Source organism: Photobacterium sp. SP02, assembly GCF_038519165.1.
GTDB classification, from domain to species: domain Bacteria; phylum Pseudomonadota; class Gammaproteobacteria; order Enterobacterales; family Vibrionaceae; genus Photobacterium; species Photobacterium halotolerans.
In genome coordinates, this window is sequence record NZ_JASJOJ010000016.1 from 1 (window position 1) to 20,226 (window position 20,226).

Below are 20,226 nucleotides of genomic sequence, written 5' to 3' on the forward strand. Positions count from 1 at the left end.
TGCACCAAAATAGAAACTGGCCCCCTCATTGGCACCATCTCGTCAATTCAAGCCGTTTTGCCGAAATTGAACCGGCAGCGGTGTACCGGTTTACAGCTCCCATAACCCATCACAGCAAACAGCTCCTCAACAGCGATGCATTCGTATGCCACCGCTCGCCTGAAAATCATGCCAGAGGCATAAAATCTCACTTTGCATTCCAACACGCTGTAAATCGATACTTTTAACGACGCTTAAAAGCTCTTCACCGAATTCAGTAAAGAGCCTGATGGCTTTATCTTTTGTATGCCTGTCCTTGCTTGCACTTTCTTTATCGTGTCTGTCCTTGTAAATCATCAAATTAACGTGACTGTCCTTATAATTCGCCCAAGCATTAACGTGACTGTCCTTGTTGTATTCACTGTTGTATTCGTTAATCGACAAACAGCTCATCAAGCATGGGTTGGGGGTTATTCAGAAACGCTTTCGTGATCGCGTAGTGTTCCGTCTCTTCATATCTCACCGGGTGAATACCGGACGGGCCAATCTGATAAATCAGAGCGCAGGGATACGCCATGATCATGGGTGAATGGGTAGCAATAATGAATTGTGATTGATCCTGAACCAGCTGATGCATTCGACTGAGCACCGACAGTTGGCGCATAGGGGATAAAGCGGCTTCAGGCTCGTCCAGTATATATAAGCCCTTACCGCCAAACCGCTCGACCATTAATGACAGAAATGACTCACCATGCGACTGGTGATGAAGGGGTACGCCGCCGTATGAATCAATCACAGGCGGCCCAAAACCTGGCGCTTCGTCCAGTTCATCAATATGGGTCGAGACATTGTAAAAACTTTCAGCCCGGAGAAAAAAGCCGTCCTTATAACGCCTGAACGACTTGTTGTAGCGGATAGACTTATACAATTCAGAATGCGTACTTCGGGTCGAGAAATTGAAATTCTTCGTTCCCCCTTCTGCGTTGAACCCCATACCGACAGCAATGGCTTCCAGCAAGGTTGATTTGCCGCTGCCATTTTCACCGACAAAAATTGTGACCTCCGGGCTGAAGTCGATTTTATCCAGGCCTTTTACTGCCGGAATACAAAACGGATAATGACCAAAAGAGTCAATTTTCTCTCGTTTCAGCTGAATATCTCTTAAGTACGGTAAAGGTTCCATCTTCTGAATCTAGTGTCGAAATAATCTGAATTGAGCCGTATAAACTCTCCAAATTCAAGGAAAATCACCTGTTGTGATGGTATTGATGCGAAAACGCTGCAGTTGCACAGCACCACGCCTGGAGTCCATTCCGGGAACAGTCATGAGTTGGCTATCCTGTTCTCAGAAGATGAGCCCGCTGTAACTGAATAAGCTGCATCAGCCTTTTCGCCATTATCGTGTAAAAAACGCTGGTACAGAAATGGGCTGATATCCACACTGGTTGGTTCGCCGCGTACCAGTTCATTCAATAATTTACCTGTAATCGCAGAAGTCAGCATACCGGTTCTGAAGTGACCGCAAGCCGTCAGATAACCCTCAATACCGGGCACTGGCCCCAGAATTGGCAACTCGTCCGGGGAGCCGGGACGTAATCCGGCCCAGCAGCGTTTAATGTTCATGTCGCGCAACTGAGGAATCGTCTTCATCGCGCCCCGGGCCAAGGATTTAAGCTGGTTCAAATCTGTGCGGGTGTCGTAACCACACTCTTCTGTGGTTGAGCCAATCAGGATCTCGCCATTGTCTTTCTGCGCAATATAGCAGTCGCTGGTGGTAATACAGCTATTGAGTATTTTGGGCAATCTTTCAGACACCAGCACCTGTCCTTTTACCGGGAAAACCGGCATCTGCATGCCCGTCGCCCACAAGTTGATCTGCTCAGCCCATGCCCCGGCTGCATTGATGACCATACCGGCGCTTAATTTACCCCGGGATGTCTGCACGCCCGTCACCCGATGACCTTGTCGCTCAATCGCTGTGATCGAGGTATTGAGGTACAAATCCACACCGTTCTGGCGCGCGGCTTCCACATAGGCATCATTCAGCCGATAAGGGTTGATCTGGTGGTCGGTATCGAACTCCATCGCGCCAATGGCATCCGGCGCTATATTCGGCTCTTCTGCCAGCAGCGTGGCTTTATCAAGCCAGCGAATATGTTGCTGACGATCTGGCACAGCAGCGGCAATATGTTCGGCATAAATACGATCATATTGATCAAACAACACAAACTTCAGCCCTGTTTTTTCAAATTTCATATCGACACCGTGTTTCTCCAGCAGCTCCTGATTTAAAGCCGGATACATCGCATTTGACATCATCGCCAGATCAAAAAAAGACTTAGGCATGATATGTGGTTTCATGGCTGAAGCGTCCGATACGTCCGCCCCTTCCCGGAGTTGTTTTGACAGCGTCTTGAACAGAATGACTCCACAGCCCAAACCCGTTGATTCACCCATCGCCCACAACCCGCCGGCAGAGGCGCGGGACGCGTTGCCCGGTTTTTTGAAATCGACCAGCGCAATATTCAGATCCCGGTTACGGCTTAACGCAAAGGCCACCGCTCCGCCAATCACCCCACCGCCGCAAATCACAACATCATAATGCTTCATTATTCGTTCTCCATGGCAGCAAAGGGAATAGGATCTAATGGGAATCTGACTCTAAACTGACCCTGTTCGCGGTGAAAGCCTTCACTCGCTAACCTGTCATTGCAATAATGACTGCAGGTTTTTCCCTGACAGTCTCCCATAGTGACACGGGTCCGCATTTTCAGGCTCACGCTATCCCGGCAGCCTTCGGCAATCGCTTTGTCTATGGCAGAACGCTTTACCTGTTCGCAGCGACAGATCACAGTCTCGGCGTCGGGCAGGTTCAATAGCCCTTTTTTACGCTGATTAGCACGGTCAAAAGCACCGCGGAAACGGTACAAACGCTTGAGCGTCTTCTGCAGTTCAGAGAGACGTTCTGCTACGTCTGCCGCCTTGTCCGGATACAGCTCTGCCACCAACGCCAGGGCCGCGATCTGACCTTCCACAATGGCGACATCCGCCCCGGCGAAACGGGCAGAGTCACCGGCACAGAAAATATTCGCGCGGCTACTGCGCTGATAGGCATCTGTTACCGGAATCAGTCCGCTGAATTCATCCATTCTGACCTCAAGATCCATTAGCTGAGCCAGCTGGGACCGGGACACAAAGCCGTAACCCACGCCCAGTAAATCGGCCTCTATCCACTGTATTTTCTGCTGATCGGCTTCCCAGTTGCTGTTATAGGGTGCAACGGCCACACGCTCCAGACTGACACTGCCTTTCGCTTTCACTATCCCCCAGCCATAATTCACCGGTACTTGATGCAGCCTGAGATAGGCCAGCAGCGACAGACCTTCCAGCGCCATCTGCGGCCGATTAAGCAGCGCTATCACCTCCTTACTCATCGCACTGAAAGATGTGGCGTCATAGACACCTTTCACTTCGACTCCTGAGCGGAGCAGCTGACAGGCAAGCAGCACCAATAACGGGCCTGTCCCGGTGATTACCGCCTGCCGGCCAGGGCGCACTAATCCGCTTTTGAGCTGCAGCTGTATGCCACCAGCCAGCATCACACCCGGTAACTGCCAGCCCGGAAAAGGAATGCTCCGTTCCTGACAGCCCGTTGCCAGAAAAAGATAATCAAAGTCCTGAGCAGAAAGCCTGTCATGGCGGGACAGCAGCAGTTGACTGCCGGCTAACGGGCCAAGCACCCGCGTCTCGGTCAGAAGTGCGATATTGTGCTGGTGCTCCGCCACCAGGGCCTGCTGCAAAGCGATGTTCTTTTGCAGGCTTTCATCCAGATGCGGCATGGTTTGTGTTGCCCGCCAGGGGCCGCGATAGATAACACCGCCGGCTTTGGGCGATTCGTCAATGACAGTTGATCGTATGCCAAATGCCGACAAAGTGGATGCTATCGACATGCCTGCAGGGCCGGCACCGACAATCACGATATTCTCAGGCATGCTCACTGTCCCCTTCGATAACCCGATTGCGACAGGTGCGGATTTTCATGCTGGGCTGGACCAGTGTCTGGCAGGCACGCTGCTTATGACGGCCATTAATTTCAACCAGGCAGCAATGGCAAACGCCCATACCGCAAAAAGCCCCTGAAGATGCGCCAAAATCGTTTTTCATCAAACGCCTGAACTCACTGGCTAATAATGTGCTCAAGACACTTTCACCGGGTACCGCTTTCACCTCAATATCATTCACTGACACACAAAACGTGCTGTCTTTTAGCGGTGTAATATCTTGTGTTCTGGTTATAGATGCCATTTTATACTCTGTCTCTTGTAGGTAAGGTAAGAACTGCCACTGGTTTGCACTTAATTTTAGTGAAACCAAAAGCATATGTTTACGCTACCACTTCGCCAGATTCTGCGATTGTTTTCGATCAATGTTTGGTGTGATCAGACGATGCTTAACCGCAACACCAGCGCAGACAGGGCAAAGAATGCAAACGATTGCGGTTTGAGAGGGCAAATAGGCAATACGGCTTTACTTAGTCACGCCATACTTTTAGAATCGGGCGAATTTTTTGGAGGGAGCTACTATGACGTCGATCACTATCACACGTCCGGACGACTGGCACGTACACCTGCGCGATGGCGATGTACTGAAGGATACGGTTCGGGACATCAGCCGTTATATGGGACGGGCTATCATCATGCCTAACCTTGTTCCTCCCGTGACTGATACCTCTGCCGCTCTTGCTTACCGTGATCGCATTCTGGCTGCTCAGCCAAGTGAAACCTTCTCTCCTTTGATGGTGCTATACCTCACCGATAACACAACACCTGACGAGATTCGCAAAGCCAAGGCCAGTGGTCATGTGTACGCGGCAAAGCTCTACCCTGCCGGCGCAACCACTAACTCTGATTCAGGCGTCACCGACATCAACAAGCTGCTGCCCACTATGGAAGCCATGCAGGAACTGGGCATGCCGCTGCTGATTCATGGCGAGGTGACCAAGCACGATGTAGATATTTTTGACCGCGAGAAAGTCTTTCTCGACACTGTGCTGGCGCCTATCGTCGCTGCCATGCCAAACCTGAAAGTGGTGCTTGAACACATTACCACTAAAGATGCCGTCGACTTCGTCAACAATGCCGGGCCAAACGTGGGCGCAACGATTACCGCTCACCATTTGCTGTATAACCGCAACCATATGCTGGCTGGCGGCATCCGTCCGCACTTTTACTGCCTGCCTATTTTAAAGCGCAACACCCATCAGGAAGCACTGATTGCAGCAGCTACCAGTGGCAGCAAAAAATTCTTCCTGGGCACAGATTCAGCGCCACATGCCAAAGGCAAAAAAGAAGCCGCCTGTGGCTGTGCCGGCTCTTATACGGCCCATGCTGCCATTGAACTGTACGCAGAAGTTTTCGAGCTGGCAGGCGCACTCGACAAGCTGGAAGGTTTTGCCAGCCACAATGGCCCTGACTTCTACGGCCTGCCTCGTAACCATGACACTATCACCCTGACCAAACAAAGCTGGGCGGTGCCGGACACCATGGAATTTGGTGCCGAGCAGGTGGTGCCTATCCGGGCCGGTGAACAAATCGGCTGGCAAGTAGCACAGTAATCTGCTTTGCCCTGGTAAAAAGGCTCCTGCGTCGGAGCCTTTTTCTCATCCAATCTGTTCTCACTGCAAATAATCCGCTTGCTTCATCCTCCAACACGATTAGAGTATAAAAAACAATCACTTTTTGGAGAGGCGTCTGTGACTGGTTATGAATCTATCCCCTCACTTGTCATCTTCGCCGTACTGGGCTGGGTCGCCCTGAACGCCATCTTTTTCTTTTCTCACCGCTGGCGGCTGTTTTCAGACATTACCTGGATCCTCCTGCTGGGACTGATCTACGGCGCGGTTTCCGCAATGCCAGGTTCCAACTTGCCGGATCTGGTATTGGAGCCGCATGTTGTGCTGTATCTTTTCGTGCCGTTGCTGGTGTTTTCATCTACCCAATGTATTTGTCTGTTTCATTTCAGGCAGGTGCTGATCCCCGCGTCACTGGCCGGCTCCTTCGGTATATTGATCAGCATGTTGGTGATTGCGGCCGCTATACACTGGCTGCTCGGGGTACCCTTGATGCCTGCGTTGTTGTTCGGGGTTATCATTTCTGCCACCGATCCTTTGGCAATCAGCGCCTTATTCAAAGATAACCAAAGCGTGACCGAAAACCAGAAACTGCTGATTGAAGGGGAATCCATATTGAACGACGGTTTTGTGGTCACTGTGGCCAGTATTCTTTCCTTAGTGATTTTTAGTGGCACTGAATTTGATTTGACAAGCAGCAGTCTGAGTTTAGTGTCGCATGTGGTGGGGGCTTTGGCGGTCGGTGTGGTACTCGGCCGTGGGGCTCGCTGGCTGCTGACATTACTCCATGAGCGGCATTACACCTTAACAACCAATATCACGCTGGCATTGGCATATGGCAGTTTTGTACTGGCTGAAGAAATGCATTTTTCCGGAATTCTGGCCGTGTTTGCCGCGGCACTGGCTTACGGTTACAAGCCTTATCAGGATGATGCCAATCATCTTGCCCATCAGGAGATCTGGGAGTACCTGGATTATGTCGCCAACGCGCTGCTTTTCTTCCTGCTCGGTTCCAGCGTATTTACCCTGCTGTCTCCCGATGTCCTGTCCGCCGTTATTATACTGTTATCCATAGTGCTGCTTTTTTCGGCACGGTTTATTTCGCTTTGGCTGATGCTGCCTGTCCTGCGTATAGATTCGAAAAAACTGTCGCGGCTCGATTTCTGGCTGCTGAATTTCTCAGGCGCACGCGGCGCGGTATCCATTGCCCTGATCCTGATGCTGCCGGCAGACTTCAGCTACAAACCTTTGTTTCTGACGATGGCAATCAGCATGGTTCTGTTTTCTCTGATTGTTTATCCGGTTATTACCAAGCGTGTGCTGGCCCAAAGCAGTGCCATCCGTGAGTCGGCGTCATAACATCCTCTTTAATCCACCGTCCGCCCCGCAAGTGCGGGGAGGACGGCAGGTGATGGTGTTGAGAAAATCAGCATGAAAGTACTAACCAGGCTGATTCTCTGGGCTCAGGGTTATCCCTCACGGCCCGGCAACGGGACACTGTGGAATAAGCGGTACAGCACAGGCACCACAATCAGAGTCAGTATGGTCGCAAAGCCAAGACCGAACATGATGGTCACTGCCATCGGCTTAAAAAACACATCCGGCAATAGCGGGATCATACCCAGAATCGTGGTGATCGCTGCCATACAGACCGGGCGAACCCGGCTGACGGCGGCATCTACCACAGCCTGGTATTTGTCTTTACCGCTGCTGATTTCGATCTCAATCTGGTCTAACAGCACAATACCGTTTTTCACCAGCATACCTGACAAGCTCAAAAAGCCCAGCAGCGCCATAAAGCCAAACGGGGTGTTCAGCAACAGCAGGCCAGAGGCCACGCCAATCACCGCCAGAGGCACAGTCGCCCACACAATCAGCGCCTCCTTCACCTTGTTAAACAGGAAGATAGTGATCAGGAACATCATCAGATAACCCATTGGCATCGAGCTGAACAACGAGGCTTTCGCATCGCCGGAGGACTCGTACTCGCCGCCCCACTCCAGCGCATAGCCAGGTGGCAGATCCAGCGCTTCAATCGCTGGCTGGATTCGCTTTTGCACCGTCGCGGCCGTTTCATCGCCGAGCGGATCGGGGTCAGCCATGACTGTCAGTACCCGCTTTCTGTCTTTACGTGCGATGAGCGGATCTTCCCAGCGCAGATTCACAGCCGAGACCACTTGCTGCAATGGCACATAGCCCTGCACCGCCGGACTCCAGATTTTCATCCCCTCAATCGTGCTGATATCAACACGCTCCTGCTCCGGCAGTCGGGCAACAATCGGCATCAGGGTAGTCCCCTCGCGGTAGATACCTACCGACAGGCCGGAAAACGCCATTTGCAGCAGATCATCGACATCTTTCTTGGTGATCCCGTAGCGGCGGGCCTGACTTTCGTTGAAAACCGGCTCCAGCACTTTGGTGCGCTCTCGCCAGTCATGCCGTATGTTGGCGGTGCCCGCGTCAGCCCGCATGATATCAGTGACCTCTTTGGCCAGACCGCGGAGTACAGTCGGATCCGGGCCTACCAGACGTGCTTCAATTTTCGCGCCCGAAGACGGGCCAAGCATGATTTGCTTGAGCTTGTATTCGACATTCGGGAAGTCCTTACCAATGATCGCCTGTACCTGAGACATAGCCGGCAGCACATCATCAAACTGCTTCACCCGGATAATCAGCTCACCGTATGCGGCATAACTTTTCTCGGGTGAATAGGTCAGCATAAAGCGCTGCGAGCCTTTACCCGCACTGGTGCTGACATAGTCAATGCTGTCATCTTGCTCAATTTGCTGCTGCAGTTGTTTCAGCGCATCATTCGTCGCCCGGATGTCTGTCCCTTCTGGCAACCAGATATCCACCATGAACATAGGCGACGTTGAAGCGGGGAAGAAAGATTGCTTTATCAGTGTGAAGCCGTACAGGCTCACCCCCAGCATCACCACCAGCGATATCACCGTCAGCCAGGCGCGTCGCATACAAAGCTCAAGAAACTGCCGGTACAGCACAAAAAACTTGCCTTTGTACGGATCGTCACCTTCGCCACTTTCAGCTACTTTTTGCGATTTGAAGAACAAATCGGCGAAGAAAGGCGTCAGAGAAATCGCCGTGAACCAGCTCAGCATCAGAGAAATAAGCAGCACGGTAAACAAAGTACGGGTGTACTCGCCGGTCGAGTCCTGCGATAAGCCGATGGGCGCAAACGCCATGACGGCAATCACGGTCGCGCCCAGGAGCGGCCATTTGGTTTGTGTCACTATGTCAGACGCCGCCTGCAGCCGGGTTCGCCCTTTCTGCAAACCAATCAGTATGCCTTCAACCACCACAATGGCATTATCGACCAGCATCCCCAGGGCAATGACCAGTGCCCCCAGTGAAATGCGCTGTAAGTCGATAGCCATCCATTTCATAAACACAAAGGTAGCAAGCACAGTTAACAGCAGAATCAGTCCGATAAGAAGACCGGATCGCAATCCCATGAAGAACAGCAGGACCACAATAACAATCACCACGGCCTGGCCCAGGCTCACCACAAAACCGCTGACCGATTTATCCACTTCTGTCGGCTGGCTGTACACCACGCCGATATCTATACCCACCGGCTGCTGCACTTTCAGTTCAGCCAGGCGGCTCATCACACGCTTACCGCCTTCGACCACATTGATACCGGAAACAAAAGAGATCCCCAGGTTCAGGGCTTGCTTGCCGTTATAGCTGACCAGGTTATCCGGGACTTCCTTGAATCCGCGTTCAATCGTGGCGACGTCTCTGAGGTAAATCAGCCCCTGAGAGCCGGAGTCTTTGATGATCAGATCGCCCAGCGCATCCGCATTCTGGAATTCACCTGTGGTCTGCACTCGGATATATTCATCCCCGACACGAATGGCGCCGGCACTGGTCACCAGATTCTGCTGCTGCAAGGTGCCATAAATCGTCTGCGGTGAGATCCCCAGATTACTGAGCCGCTGCATGGAGATTTCAATAAACACCTGCTCCTGCTGCGTGCCCGTGACCTGTACTTTACCCACACCATCGACCAGCTCCAGCTCCCGGCGAAGGTAATCCACATAATCGTTTAACTCACGGTAGCTATAACCCTCCCCGGTCACAGCCAGCAGAATGCCGTACACATCACCAAAATCATCCACCACTTTGGGTGTGCCGACACCGGGTGGCAGGCTGGGTTTCAGATCATTGACCTTACGGCGCAGTTCATCCCAGATCTGCGGCAGATCGTCCGGGCCATAATTATTTTTCATGGTCACTGTGATCTGGGACAGATCCCGGCTTGAAATGGAGTTCACTTCATCCACGTAAGGAAGCTGGCCGATGGCTTTCTCTATCGGATAGGTCACCTCTTCCTCAACCTGCTGCGCGGTCGCACCAGGATACGAGGTCACCACCATGGCGTCTTTGATCGTGAATTCAGGGTCTTCCAGCCGGCCCAGCTCCAGAAATGCCATTGTGCCGCCGATCAGAAAGATCAGGGTCAGCATCCAGCTGATGACTTTGTTTTTAATAAAATATGTGGCGATATCCTGTTTCATTACTTGGCTGCCTCCTGATCCACAACAGTCACATGCTGACCATCACGGAGGCGATTGACGCCTTCAGTCACAATCACGTCGCCTTCCTGTAATCCTGACACAATACGCACACCATCCGGGACGACTTTATCTGTCACAATCTGGCGTTTTGTCACTGTATTACCGTCATTCACTACCCACACGAATTTGTTGGCCGGATTGATAGCATCACCATCTTCATTGAACACGGCACTGAGCGGAATCACCGCTTCATCCGAGCGATAAATCTGCATTTTTTGTCCGTCCACTTTTACCTCAACCGAAGTGCCATCAAGAATAAATTGCTCTGCCGGCATTGGCATAGTGAGTGTGACCTTAAAAGAGCCCAGCTCAGGATCCGGCTCTGTCGTAAACTCTTTCAGATACGCGGTATATTCTGTTCCGTCATCCAGTATCACTTTGGTGCCCGGCCGCTTATTTTGTACCTGCCTGGCGGTGCTTTTTGAGTAAATCATGTCCGGGGCCTGGATCAGGATATCCACGTCAGTCGCGCTATGGATATTCATGACAGCCTCGCCCACCTGGACATTTTCAAACTGCTCAACAGGTACACGAGAAATTACCCCGCTGAAAGGGGCGTGCAATGCGGTGAAGGTCAGACGCAACTTGGCCAGATTCAGCCTTGCCAGCGCGATTTGCCTTTGTGCAGCCAATTCATCGAACTGCGACTGGGCCAGATATCCCTGCTTGACCAGTGTGGCCGACCGGCGATACTGGCTGTCCGCCAGACTGAATTTCGCCTGCGCATCATTGACTGTCAGCTGGTAATCGGTCGGATCAAGTTGCGCCAGCAACTGGCCTTTTTTCACAAACTCGCCAGGCTTGACGTTGACCTTGATCACTTCACCGGAAAGACGAAAAGACAGCACAGATTTATCTGCAGCAGCAGCGACGGCCGGGAAAGATAAAATCGGTGAGCTTTGCTCCAGCCCCACCTGATAGACGCTCACAGATTGTGAAGCCTTAGGCTCGGGCTGCGGCTCCTGACCACAGCCAACAAGCAACCACGGCAATAGCCAGAAAGCTGAACGTAATAAGGTACTTTTCATCTCAGAGACCCCGCTCCTTGACCCATTCACGTACGATCTGGCCTTCTTTCAGCTCAGTCACACCAGACGCCGCAATAACCGCTCCGTCTTCTAATCCGCTGACCACGCGGGATTGTTCATCCAGCACCACTTCAACTTTGCTGACTTTGCCATCATCAGCCACCCGCCACACATAAGTGCTGCCGTTTTCCCGCACAATCGCCCGTGCGGGCAATGAACCTGCCCCGGTTTGCGGTAACGCAATTTTCACTTGCGCTGCCATACCGGGAAGCAGGTTTTGATCAACCGGTTTTTCCATGGTGAGAGTGACCTGGTAACTGGAGGTTTTAGTGTCGGCTTCGGTGTCAATTTCCTTCAGGTTGGCCTGGAACACCTGATCCGGGATGGTATCGAAGATCACCTGAGCAGATCGCTCGTCACCGGATCGCATACGGTTAAGCAGTTGCTGAGGTAACTGGAAACTGACATTAAGCAGCCCTTCGCTCTGAATATGCATCACAGGCTGTTTCGCCGAGACATATTCATAATTGTTGGCCATGGAAATAGAGACTACCCCATCGTAAGGCGCCATCAGGGTGGCGTATTTCAGGTTGGCTTCCTGTTTATCCAACTCTGCTCTGGCCTGATTTCGGGCTGCCGTTGACTGGTCAAAGTCCAGTTCGGACACCACATTGGTTTTCAGCAATTCAGCATTTCGTTGGTACTGAACCTGAGCCAGGTTGTAATTGGCTTTGGCCTGTTCAACCAGCAAGGTCAGCTCATCGGTTTTCAGCTTCGCCAGACGCTGGCCTTTTTTCACCTCTTCGCCATCGCGCACATCCACACTCTCCAATACGCCGGAAACACGAAATGCCAGCACCGCTTTATCGCCGGCTTCCACCTGGGCGGGAAATGTCCGGTAACTCTGACTGTCACCGACATCAACAGTTAACAACTTAACCGGTCGGGATACGGGTTCGGGCACAGATTTTGTTTCCTCACTGCAAGCGGTGAGCATGCTCACCGACAGAGTCAGGGCCAGCAGAGTGAGCCTCATTCAATGCATCTCCAATTCAATAGGTCCGATTTATTCAACATCTTGTATTTAACCACGTGCCAACATAGCAAAAAAATGCCATTTTATTGCTTACTTCCTTAATCAAAGGTTAAACCAGTGCAAAAAAAAGGAGCCAGACGGCTCCTTTTTATTTCAAAGTATTTCAGCAGATAACACTGCAGGCGTGTTACGCATCCATTTCAGCGATTTTGACTTTCCAGATGTCAGGGCCGGTCTGGTGCGCATTCACACCGTCTGAATCGACGGCGACTGTGACAGGCATATCCTGCACTTCAAATTCATAGATAGCTTCCATGCCCAGATCTTCAAAGGCCACAACGCGCGATTTTTTGATGGCTTTTGCCACCAGGTACGCCGCACCACCCACTGCCATTAAATACACGGCCTTGTGATTTTTAATTGACTCAATCGCCACAGGGCCGCGCTCTGCTTTACCTATCATGCCAATCAGGCCGGTTTCAGCCAGCATCATGTCGGTGAATTTATCCATGCGCGTGGACGTTGTCGGACCAGCAGGACCCACAGCTTCGTCGCCCACTGCATCCACAGGACCGACGTAATAAATGAAGCGGTTGTTGAAATCCACACCGTCTGGCAGGCCCTGTCCGCTGTTCAGCATTTCCTGAATACGCTTATGGGCAGCATCACGGCCAGTCAGGATTTTACCGGACAGCAGCACAGTTTCACCGGACTTCCATTGCTGAATTTCCTCTTTGGTGATGTTGTCGACATTAACACGACGTACATTCTGGCCCACTTCCCAGGTCACTTCAGGCCAGTCTTCCAGCTTAGGCGGCGTCAACTCTGCCGGGCCGCTGCCGTCCAGGGTGAAATGCACATGGCGGGTTGCCGCACAGTTCGGGATCATGCAAACCGGTTTGGAGGCCGCATGTGTTGGCGCTGTCTTGATTTTGATATCCAGCACGGTCGTCATGCCGCCAAGGCCCTGGGCACCGATACCCAGCTTGTTGACGCGATCATAGATATCCAGACGCAGCTTCTCTTCGGCATTTTGCGGACCGCGCTCTATCAGCTCATGAATATCAACCGCTTCCATCAGCGACTCTTTCGCCAGTACCGCGGCTTTTTCAGCCGTGCCGCCGATACCGATTCCCAGCATACCTGGCGGGCACCAGCCCGCGCCCATCAGTGGCACCGTTTTTTCAACCCACTCGGCAATATCATCCGACGGGTTGAGCATCACCATTTTGGTTTTGTTCTCTGAGCCGCCGCCCTTGGCCGCCAGCTGAATTTCCACTTCGTTGCCCGGCACCATGTCAATATGAACAACCGCAGGGGCGTTATCTTTAGTGTTGATACGCGCACCGGCAGGATCCGCAACAACCGATGCCCGCAGAGGGTTGATCGGGTTGTTGTACGCCTGACGCACACCTTCATCGATCATTTCCTGAACGGTCAGATCGCTCTCCCACTGTACGTTCATACCAATTTTCACGAAACAGGTCACAATACCTGTGTCCTGGCAAATCGGACGATGGCCTTCGGCGGACATACGAGAGTTAATCAGAATCTGTGCCATGGCATCTTTCGCGGCCTGGCTCTGCTCTTTGTGGTAAGCCTTTTCAAGAGCCTGCACAAAATCCAGCGGATGATAGTAGGAAATGTATTGCAGCGCGTCTGCCACACTGCTGATCACATCTTCTTTACGGATGACGGTCATAGTTGCCCTCGTTGCTTATTGTCGTATACGCGCCTGCAAATTGACGGGCCTGACCCGGACCTTATGCATGGTAGGGTGTCAGAGGCAGACCGAAATCTTGAGCTGAATCATCAATGCGCCGGATAAAGCCGCGATGCAGACGTCGTATTTGTTTCTATGATACTCTTGCCCGCAATCTCGCGCTATGCGCCAATCGAACACCTGTCACAAAAAAGAAAATGAAATATTCTGCTGTCTCTCAACTCCAGGTGATGCATCTGGACTATAGCCAGGATGCTGTTCTGGACTGGTTCGAACCTCTTTCTGCCACCCCTTGGGCTATGCTGCTGCGTTCAGCGGCACAAGGCCACCCTGACAATCGTTATGACATTCTGGTTGCCAGCCCGCTGGCGACCATTGAAACCCGAGACGGTGTCAGTGTGATCACCCATGCAAGCGGCCAGCAACGCAGCTCTGAGCAAGACCCGTTTTCATTACTGCACGCGCTGCAGTCGGAATTATTACCAGCCTGTCCTGCTATTGACGATCTGCCTTTTACCGGCGGGGCTGTGGGGTATTTTGCTTACGATCTGGGCCGGCAGGTGGAAAAGATACCTGCCCTGGCCATTCAGGATATCAAGGCGCCGGATATGGCGGTGGGCTTATATGACTGGGCGTTAATTGCTGACCACCATACCCGGCAACTCTCGCTGGTGGCGCCAGATACCTCAGCGCGGCTGCAGTGGCTGAAAGCACAGCAATCAACTGAATCTGACCAGAGAGATGCCTTCCGGCTGACCTCCGACTGGCAGGCCAATATGACGCTCGACAGCTATATCGGGAAATTTAATCAGGTACAGGATTATTTGAACGCGGGTGACTGCTATCAGATTAACCTCGCCCAGCGTTTCAGCGCGGGTTATCAGGGCGATGAATGGCAGGCTTACCGGAAACTGGAAAGCCATAATGGCGCGCCCTTTTCAGCCTTTATTCGTCTTGATCAGGCCGCGGTATTGTCTGTGTCACCGGAACGTTTTCTGAAACTCAAAGACAACAAAATTGAAACCAAGCCGATTAAGGGCACCCGCCCTCGCTCTGCCGATCCTGTCACCGATCAGGCCAATGCCGAAGATCTGAAACACGCAGATAAAGACAGGGCAGAGAATTTGATGATCGTCGATTTGCTGCGCAATGACATCGGCCGGGTGGCATCACCGGGCACGGTGCGCGTCCCCAGCCTGTTTGCCATTGAAAGCTTCCCGGCCGTGCATCACTTGGTCAGCACAGTCACGGCCGACATGGACCCTGCTCACTATTGTGCAACGGATCTGCTGAAAGCTTGTTTTCCTGGCGGTTCTATCACGGGGGCACCGAAAGTCCGCGCCATGGAAATTATCGAAGAGCTGGAGCCGCACAGACGCAGCGTGTACTGCGGCAGTATCGGTTACATCAGCCGCTGCGGTCAGATGGATACCAGCATCACGATCCGAACCCTGATCGCGGTCGACAAGCAGATTTATGCCTGGGCCGGCGGCGGTGTGGTGGCCGACAGCGAAGCTCAGAGCGAATACCAGGAAACGCTGGACAAGCTGAGCAAAATTCTGCCAATCTTATAACAGACCCTCAACAAATTGCCGGGAGGGGGCGCCATCGGGAATACCACATGATAGTCCAGCATCACATGCTCAGCCGCTTCCTGCTTGCGCAGCCGGGCCAGTATGATCGCAGCCATCAGAGACGTATCAAGCAGTTGCTGCCCAACAGCAGCCGCTTTAAACCCGCGGCAGTGATGATCCCTCTGGTGGCAAGGCCTGACGGTTACCATGTGATACTGACCAGGCGGGCAAACCACCTGAAACACCATCCGGGACAGGTGGCCTTTCCGGGCGGTCGCTTTGAAAGCGAAGACGGCGAACTCATCAATACTGCCATTCGGGAAACACAGGAAGAGATTGGCATTCTGTGTGATAAAAAAGACATTCTGGGCACATTGCCCGCCCTCCCGACGCTCAGCGGTTATATGGTGACACCGTTTTTAGCGACTGTTACCGCCAGCTACCGGCCCGTGCTCGATCCCAACGAAGTCGACAGCATATTTGAAGTCCCTGTTACCTTCTTGCTCAATCCCCGCAATATGCGCACCCAGCGTTTCACCTTCAAAGGTAAGGAACACACCATTTATGCCATCCCATATCAGGAATATTCCATTTGGGGCGCGACGGCTCAGATAGTCAAAGCCCTGTCACATCAAATCTGGGTTGACAATCGCTGAACCTTTCGCCATCTGCGACATAAATAGCGACTCTTTAGGTGATCAAACTCTCATTTCCTTGCAACAAATGTTAAATAGTGAGCGAGTTTTTTCACAGATCATTTTTTCACGCCTTAAATAAGCGAAAATACCCCGGTTCCTGTTCCCTATTAAATGTTGGACTAACTTATGCAAACGAAAACTGCATCTGTATCTGCTGCATCCGCTGCTGCCAAAAGCCGCTGGACTGCACAAGATACGACCTGGGTGCTTTCTCTTTTTGGTACCGCAGTTGGTGCCGGTATCCTGTTTCTGCCAATCAACGCGGGTATGAGCGGCTTCTGGCCACTGCTGGCGATGACACTGCTGATTGGCCCGATGACTTACTTCGCGCACCGCGGTCTGGCGCGTTTTGTCCTGTCTTCCGCGAAGCCCGGCAGTGACATTACTGAAGTGGTGGAAGAACATTTTGGCGCCCGTGCCGGTAAATTAATCACCCTGCTCTACTTCTTTGCTATTTACCCGATTGTGCTGATTTATGGTGTTGGTATCACCAATACTGTCGATTCCTTCATGGTCAACCAGCTTGGTATGGCATCCATGCCTCGGGCATTACTGTCTATCATTTTGATTCTGGGCATGATGTCCGTGATGATTGCCGGTGAAAAACTGATGCTGAAAGTCACTCAGTTTCTGGTATACCCGCTGGTGGGCATTTTGCTGTTTATGTCGGTATATCTGATCCCCGAGTGGAATCTGTCTTCCGTCAGCCTGAGCACCATGCCTTCACTGGGTGATTTTGCGGTCACCTTGTGGATTACCATCCCTGTTCTGGTATTTTCGTTTAACCACAGCCCTATTATCTCGGCTTTCTCGCAGGCACAAGCGCGCGAACATGGCGAGCAGGCAGAAGAGAAAGCCTCCCGCATTCTGGCGCGATCTGCCGTTATGCTGCTGGGCTTTGTGATGTTCTTCGTGTTCTCGTGCGTACTGAGCCTGAGCCCTCAGGATCTGGCGCAAGCAAAAGCGGAAAACCTGGCTATTCTGTCTTACCTGGCCAACAAACATGACAGTCCATTTATTTCATATCTGGGCCCGGTTGTAGCATTTGTGGCTATCGTTTCATCTTTCTTCGGCCATTATCTGGGCGCGCGGGAAGGTCTGAATGGTCTAGTTTCTAAACAATTAAAGTCGGCTGGTAAGCAAGTTAACGAAAAGAATATTGACAAATTTACCGTTGTCTTCATGATTGCTACTATCTGGTTGGTCGCAACAGTTAATCCTAGTATTCTTGGGATGATTGAAACATTAGGCGGCCCGATTATTGCGACAATCTTGTTCCTGATGCCTATGTATGCCGTACATAAAGTACCGGCAATGCAGAAGTACAAGGGCGCGGTAAGCAACGTATTTGTCACACTCATGGGTCTGATCGCGATTTCAGCCATTATGTACGGGCTATTTTTCTAACGTCTCGCCTGTACAGCATTACTGACAAAATACGTAAAAGAACCGATACTTAAGAGCAGGGGAGCTTTCAGCACCTGCTCTTTTGTTTTGACTATACTCGCCAAGGAAGGGGCGGGAGTTCATAAAAAGATAACAGTCACGGGCCGAGGCAAGATCGCTTCCCCGACTGAGGTACTACGCATGATCAGTATTTTTGATATCTTCAAAATTGGTGTGGGTCCTTCCAGTTCGCACACTGTAGGTCCGATGAAAGCAGGTAAAGAGTTTGTCGATAACCTGCGTGAAATGGGCAAAATCAATGATGTGACAAAAGTCACCGTTGATGTGTATGGCTCTCTGTCTCTGACAGGTAAAGGCCACCACACAGACATTGCCATTATCATGGGCCTGGCTGGCAACAGCCCTGAAACTGTTGATATCGACAGCATCCCTGGGTTTATCGCCAGCGTTGGTGAAACCGAGCGTCTTCCAATTGCAGGTAATATTCACACCGTTGATTTCCCTCGTGATGGCGGGATGAATTTCCATAACACCAACCTTTCCCTGCACGAGAATGGCATGAGTATTCATGCATGGGCTGGTGAAGACAAAATTTACAGCAAAACTTACTACTCTATCGGTGGCGGCTTCATTGTTGATGAAGAAAACTTCGGTAAAGAAGAAGAGTCTGAAATCAAAGTCCCTTACCCGTTTACCTCGGCACAAGAGCTGGTTCAGCACTGCAAAGAAAGCGGTCGCTCCATGAGCTCTATCGTCATGGCAAACCAACGTGCCATGAACACTGAAGACGAAATTAAAGATTACTTCGCTAAAATCTGGAAAACCATGCAGGACTGTATGGACCGTGGCATGAACGAAGAAGGCATTCTGCCTGGCCCGCTGCGTGTGCCTCGTCGTGCAGCGGCACTGCGCCAGCAGCTCATCACCTCTGAGCGTACCAACACCGACCCGATGACAGTGGTTGACTGGGTGAACATGTACGCTTTTGCAGTGAATGAAGAAAACGCAGCAGGCGGCCGGGTAGTCACCGCGCCGACTAACGGTGCTTGCGGTATTATCCCTGCAGTACTGGCTTACTATGATAAATTCATTCAGCCGGTCAGCGAGAAAGAATATATCCGTTACTTCGCCGCGTCTGGCGCAATCGGCGGTCTGTACAAGCGTAATGCTTCTATCTCTGGTGCTGAAGTAGGCTGTCAGGGTGAAGTGGGTGTCGCTTGTTCAATGGCAGCTGCCGGTCTGGCTGAACTGATGGGCGCAAGCCCTGAGCAGGTCTGTATGGCGGCGGAGATTGCGATGGAACATAACCTGGGGCTGACCTGTGACCCGGTTGCCGGTCAGGTACAGGTTCCTTGTATCGAGCGCAACGGTATCGCAGCCGTTAAATCCATCAATGCTTCACGTATGGCGTTGCGTCGTGCTTCCGAGCCTCGGGTATCGCTGGATAAAGTGATCGAGACCATGCTGGAAACCGGTAAAGACATGAATGCCAAGTATCGCGAAACCTCTCAGGGTGGTCTGGCGATCAAAGTGATCTGCTGATCCGAAAGGACAATCCGATTGATAGGTTAAAGGAGGCTTAAGCCTCCTTTTTTATTCCCTGTATTCTCGATCTCAGCCTGCCCACTAGCCTGCCCTTTTTGGCCTTCAGCGCTAAACCCGCCATTATTTCGCCTGCAGCCAGGTAAGGTCTCGCCGCAGCCGGGCTAACGGCGTCCGGCTTTCTTCATCGCTGCGATGCAACACCAGCCAGCAACCGGCATAAAAAAACCCCGTACCTCACGGCACGGGGTAAGCAGTAAATATAGAATTGAAAAACGTTATGCCGCTGCTTTCAGAGGCTCCACAGCCGCCACTTTGCGCTCGCCGATTGGCAAGATAGTCCGGCCGAACTCATTGTTCAGTACCTGGGCCATCGCAAAGTAAATCGCACTCGCACCACAGATGATGCCTTCAAAGCCCGCAATGGTGCCAATCAGGGCGCTGCCAGTGAAATCACGTGCTGCCAGCAGGAAGAACAACACAGTCAAAGAAGCAAAGACAAACTGTTTGGCGCGTGGGTAATTGAGTGAACCAACAAACATAAAGGCAGTAAAGACGCCCCACAGCAGCAGATACCATGCCATGAACTCTGCAGGTGCGGCAGGCAGTCCCATGTAAGGCATCACAATCAGGCCAACCAGTGTCAGCCAGAACAGACCGTAAGAAGTGAAAGAGGTGGTACCGAAGGTATCACCACGCTTAAAACACATCATGCCGACAAGGATTTGAGCCAGACCGCCATAAAAAATCCCCATAGCCAGAATCATAGAGTTCAGTGGGAAAAAGCCTGCATTGTGGATGTTCAGCAAAATGGTGGTCATACCAAAGCCCATCAATCCCAAAGGTGCTGGATTTGCAAAATTCGTAGACATTTTATTCCCCTACAGGAAAATTTAAATAAAAGTGACATTAATTAAAATAATTGCGCAATCTGGCGCGGCGCGAATTCTAATCTATGTCCTGAGGGAAAACAATGTCTCAGCGGTACAAAAACCAACCATCAGACAAA

The 20,226-nt window shown here is 51.7% G+C and carries 16 protein-coding genes; 6 read left to right on the forward strand and 10 right to left on the reverse strand.

Translation table 11 applies throughout. The features are described 5' to 3' along the window. Nucleotides 1–126: 126 nt before the first annotated feature. From P0Y67_RS09115 to P0Y67_RS09135, 5 genes are all read right to left on the reverse strand, one after another. Nucleotides 127–423 (reverse strand): hypothetical protein, encoded by a 297-nt coding sequence (locus P0Y67_RS09115; protein WP_342391634.1) that lies wholly within the window; start codon nucleotides 421–423, stop codon nucleotides 127–129. Next, complete coding sequence (locus tag P0Y67_RS09120; protein ID WP_342391635.1) at nucleotides 413–1,162, reverse strand: AAA family ATPase; 750 nt, start codon at nucleotides 1,160–1,162, stop codon at nucleotides 413–415. Before P0Y67_RS09120 ends, P0Y67_RS09115 begins: the two co-directional genes overlap by 11 nt. Before the next feature lie 140 nt (nucleotides 1,163–1,302). Next, a complete protein-coding gene (locus P0Y67_RS09125; RefSeq protein WP_342391636.1) occupies nucleotides 1,303–2,589 on the reverse strand; it encodes an NAD(P)/FAD-dependent oxidoreductase in 1,287 nt (428 codons plus the stop codon). Then, entirely contained in the window at nucleotides 2,589–3,971 is a 1,383-nt protein-coding gene (locus tag P0Y67_RS09130; RefSeq protein ID WP_342391637.1) for an FAD/NAD(P)-binding oxidoreductase, read from the reverse strand. The genes P0Y67_RS09125 and P0Y67_RS09130 overlap by 1 nt, the downstream gene beginning before the upstream one ends. Next, on the reverse strand, nucleotides 3,964–4,284 hold the full coding sequence (locus P0Y67_RS09135) for a (2Fe-2S)-binding protein (protein WP_161456708.1): 321 nt from the start codon (nucleotides 4,282–4,284) through the stop codon (nucleotides 3,964–3,966). Before P0Y67_RS09135 ends, P0Y67_RS09130 begins: the two co-directional genes overlap by 8 nt. A gap of 277 nt (nucleotides 4,285–4,561) precedes the next feature. Here P0Y67_RS09135 and pyrC point away from each other — a divergent pair, with 277 nt between their 5' ends. Both pyrC and P0Y67_RS09145 read left to right on the forward strand, forming a co-directional pair. Then, nucleotides 4,562–5,593, forward strand: coding sequence for a dihydroorotase (pyrC, locus tag P0Y67_RS09140; protein ID WP_161456709.1), 1,032 nt, complete (start codon nucleotides 4,562–4,564; stop codon nucleotides 5,591–5,593). Between the two features lie 138 nt (nucleotides 5,594–5,731). Beyond that, a complete protein-coding gene (locus P0Y67_RS09145; protein WP_342391638.1) occupies nucleotides 5,732–6,967 on the forward strand; it encodes a cation:proton antiporter in 1,236 nt (411 codons plus the stop codon). A gap of 110 nt (nucleotides 6,968–7,077) precedes the next feature. On the opposite strand, the gene P0Y67_RS09150 is transcribed toward P0Y67_RS09145, so the two are convergent. From P0Y67_RS09150 to P0Y67_RS09165, 4 genes are all read right to left on the reverse strand, one after another. After that, on the reverse strand, nucleotides 7,078–10,149 hold the full coding sequence (locus P0Y67_RS09150; RefSeq protein WP_342391639.1) for an efflux RND transporter permease subunit: 3,072 nt from the start codon (nucleotides 10,147–10,149) through the stop codon (nucleotides 7,078–7,080). Further along, nucleotides 10,149–11,237, reverse strand: coding sequence for an efflux RND transporter periplasmic adaptor subunit (locus P0Y67_RS09155; RefSeq protein WP_342391640.1), 1,089 nt, complete (start codon nucleotides 11,235–11,237; stop codon nucleotides 10,149–10,151). The genes P0Y67_RS09150 and P0Y67_RS09155 overlap by 1 nt, the downstream gene beginning before the upstream one ends. Before the next feature lies 1 nt (nucleotide 11,238). Beyond that, the gene (locus tag P0Y67_RS09160; protein ID WP_342391641.1) at nucleotides 11,239–12,273 is read right to left on the reverse strand and encodes an efflux RND transporter periplasmic adaptor subunit; all 1,035 of its coding nucleotides are present in this window, start codon (nucleotides 12,271–12,273) and stop codon (nucleotides 11,239–11,241) included. A gap of 187 nt (nucleotides 12,274–12,460) precedes the next feature. Beyond that, a complete protein-coding gene (locus P0Y67_RS09165; protein ID WP_342391642.1) occupies nucleotides 12,461–13,975 on the reverse strand; it encodes a fumarate hydratase in 1,515 nt (504 codons plus the stop codon). Nucleotides 13,976–14,193: 218 nt separating this feature from the next. Here P0Y67_RS09165 and pabB point away from each other — a divergent pair, with 218 nt between their 5' ends. From pabB to P0Y67_RS09185, 4 genes are all read left to right on the forward strand, one after another. Further along, nucleotides 14,194–15,570: an aminodeoxychorismate synthase component 1 gene (gene pabB / locus P0Y67_RS09170; protein ID WP_342391643.1), complete on the forward strand. Its 1,377-nt coding sequence runs from the start codon at nucleotides 14,194–14,196 to the stop codon at nucleotides 15,568–15,570. 47 nt (nucleotides 15,571–15,617) lie between these two features. Next, nucleotides 15,618–16,226 carry a CoA pyrophosphatase gene (locus tag P0Y67_RS09175; RefSeq protein WP_342391644.1) on the forward strand — a complete coding sequence of 203 codons (609 nt, stop codon included), beginning with the start codon at nucleotides 15,618–15,620 and terminating at the stop codon, nucleotides 16,224–16,226. 168 nt (nucleotides 16,227–16,394) lie between these two features. Continuing rightward, nucleotides 16,395–17,675: a serine/threonine transporter gene (locus P0Y67_RS09180; RefSeq protein WP_342391645.1), complete on the forward strand. Its 1,281-nt coding sequence runs from the start codon at nucleotides 16,395–16,397 to the stop codon at nucleotides 17,673–17,675. Between the two features lie 180 nt (nucleotides 17,676–17,855). After that, the gene (locus P0Y67_RS09185) at nucleotides 17,856–19,217 is read left to right on the forward strand and encodes an L-serine ammonia-lyase (RefSeq protein ID WP_120511151.1); all 1,362 of its coding nucleotides are present in this window, start codon (nucleotides 17,856–17,858) and stop codon (nucleotides 19,215–19,217) included. A 278-nt stretch (nucleotides 19,218–19,495) separates the two neighbouring features. Here P0Y67_RS09185 and P0Y67_RS09190 read toward each other — a convergent pair whose 3' ends face one another. Continuing rightward, nucleotides 19,496–20,089, reverse strand: a complete 594-nt coding sequence (locus P0Y67_RS09190) for an acetate uptake transporter (RefSeq protein WP_342391646.1) — start codon at nucleotides 20,087–20,089, stop codon at nucleotides 19,496–19,498. Between the last annotated feature and the right edge of the window lie 137 nt (nucleotides 20,090–20,226).

Bases quoted from the DNA above. Each gene is read 5' to 3' on its own strand.
- P0Y67_RS09120 (WP_342391635.1), bottom strand. From the start codon at position 1,162: ATGGAACCTTTACCGTACTTAAGAGATATTCAGCTGAAACGAGAGAAA.
- P0Y67_RS09125 (WP_342391636.1), bottom strand. From the start codon at position 2,589: ATGAAGCATTATGATGTTGTGATTTGCGGCGGTGGGGTGATTGGCGGA.
- P0Y67_RS09130 (WP_342391637.1), bottom strand. From the start codon at position 3,971: ATGCCTGAGAATATCGTGATTGTCGGTGCCGGCCCTGCAGGCATGTCG.
- P0Y67_RS09135 (WP_161456708.1), bottom strand. From the start codon at position 4,284: ATGGCATCTATAACCAGAACACAAGATATTACACCGCTAAAAGACAGC.
- pyrC (WP_161456709.1), top strand. From the start codon at position 4,562: ATGACGTCGATCACTATCACACGTCCGGACGACTGGCACGTACACCTG.
- P0Y67_RS09150 (WP_342391639.1), bottom strand. From the start codon at position 10,149: ATGAAACAGGATATCGCCACATATTTTATTAAAAACAAAGTCATCAGC.
- P0Y67_RS09155 (WP_342391640.1), bottom strand. From the start codon at position 11,237: ATGAAAAGTACCTTATTACGTTCAGCTTTCTGGCTATTGCCGTGGTTG.
- P0Y67_RS09160 (WP_342391641.1), bottom strand. From the start codon at position 12,273: ATGAGGCTCACTCTGCTGGCCCTGACTCTGTCGGTGAGCATGCTCACC.
- P0Y67_RS09165 (WP_342391642.1), bottom strand. From the start codon at position 13,975: ATGACCGTCATCCGTAAAGAAGATGTGATCAGCAGTGTGGCAGACGCG.
- pabB (WP_342391643.1), top strand. From the start codon at position 14,194: ATGAAATATTCTGCTGTCTCTCAACTCCAGGTGATGCATCTGGACTAT.
- P0Y67_RS09175 (WP_342391644.1), top strand. From the start codon at position 15,618: ATGATAGTCCAGCATCACATGCTCAGCCGCTTCCTGCTTGCGCAGCCG.
- P0Y67_RS09180 (WP_342391645.1), top strand. From the start codon at position 16,395: ATGCAAACGAAAACTGCATCTGTATCTGCTGCATCCGCTGCTGCCAAA.
- P0Y67_RS09185 (WP_120511151.1), top strand. From the start codon at position 17,856: ATGATCAGTATTTTTGATATCTTCAAAATTGGTGTGGGTCCTTCCAGT.
- P0Y67_RS09190 (WP_342391646.1), bottom strand. From the start codon at position 20,089: ATGTCTACGAATTTTGCAAATCCAGCACCTTTGGGATTGATGGGCTTT.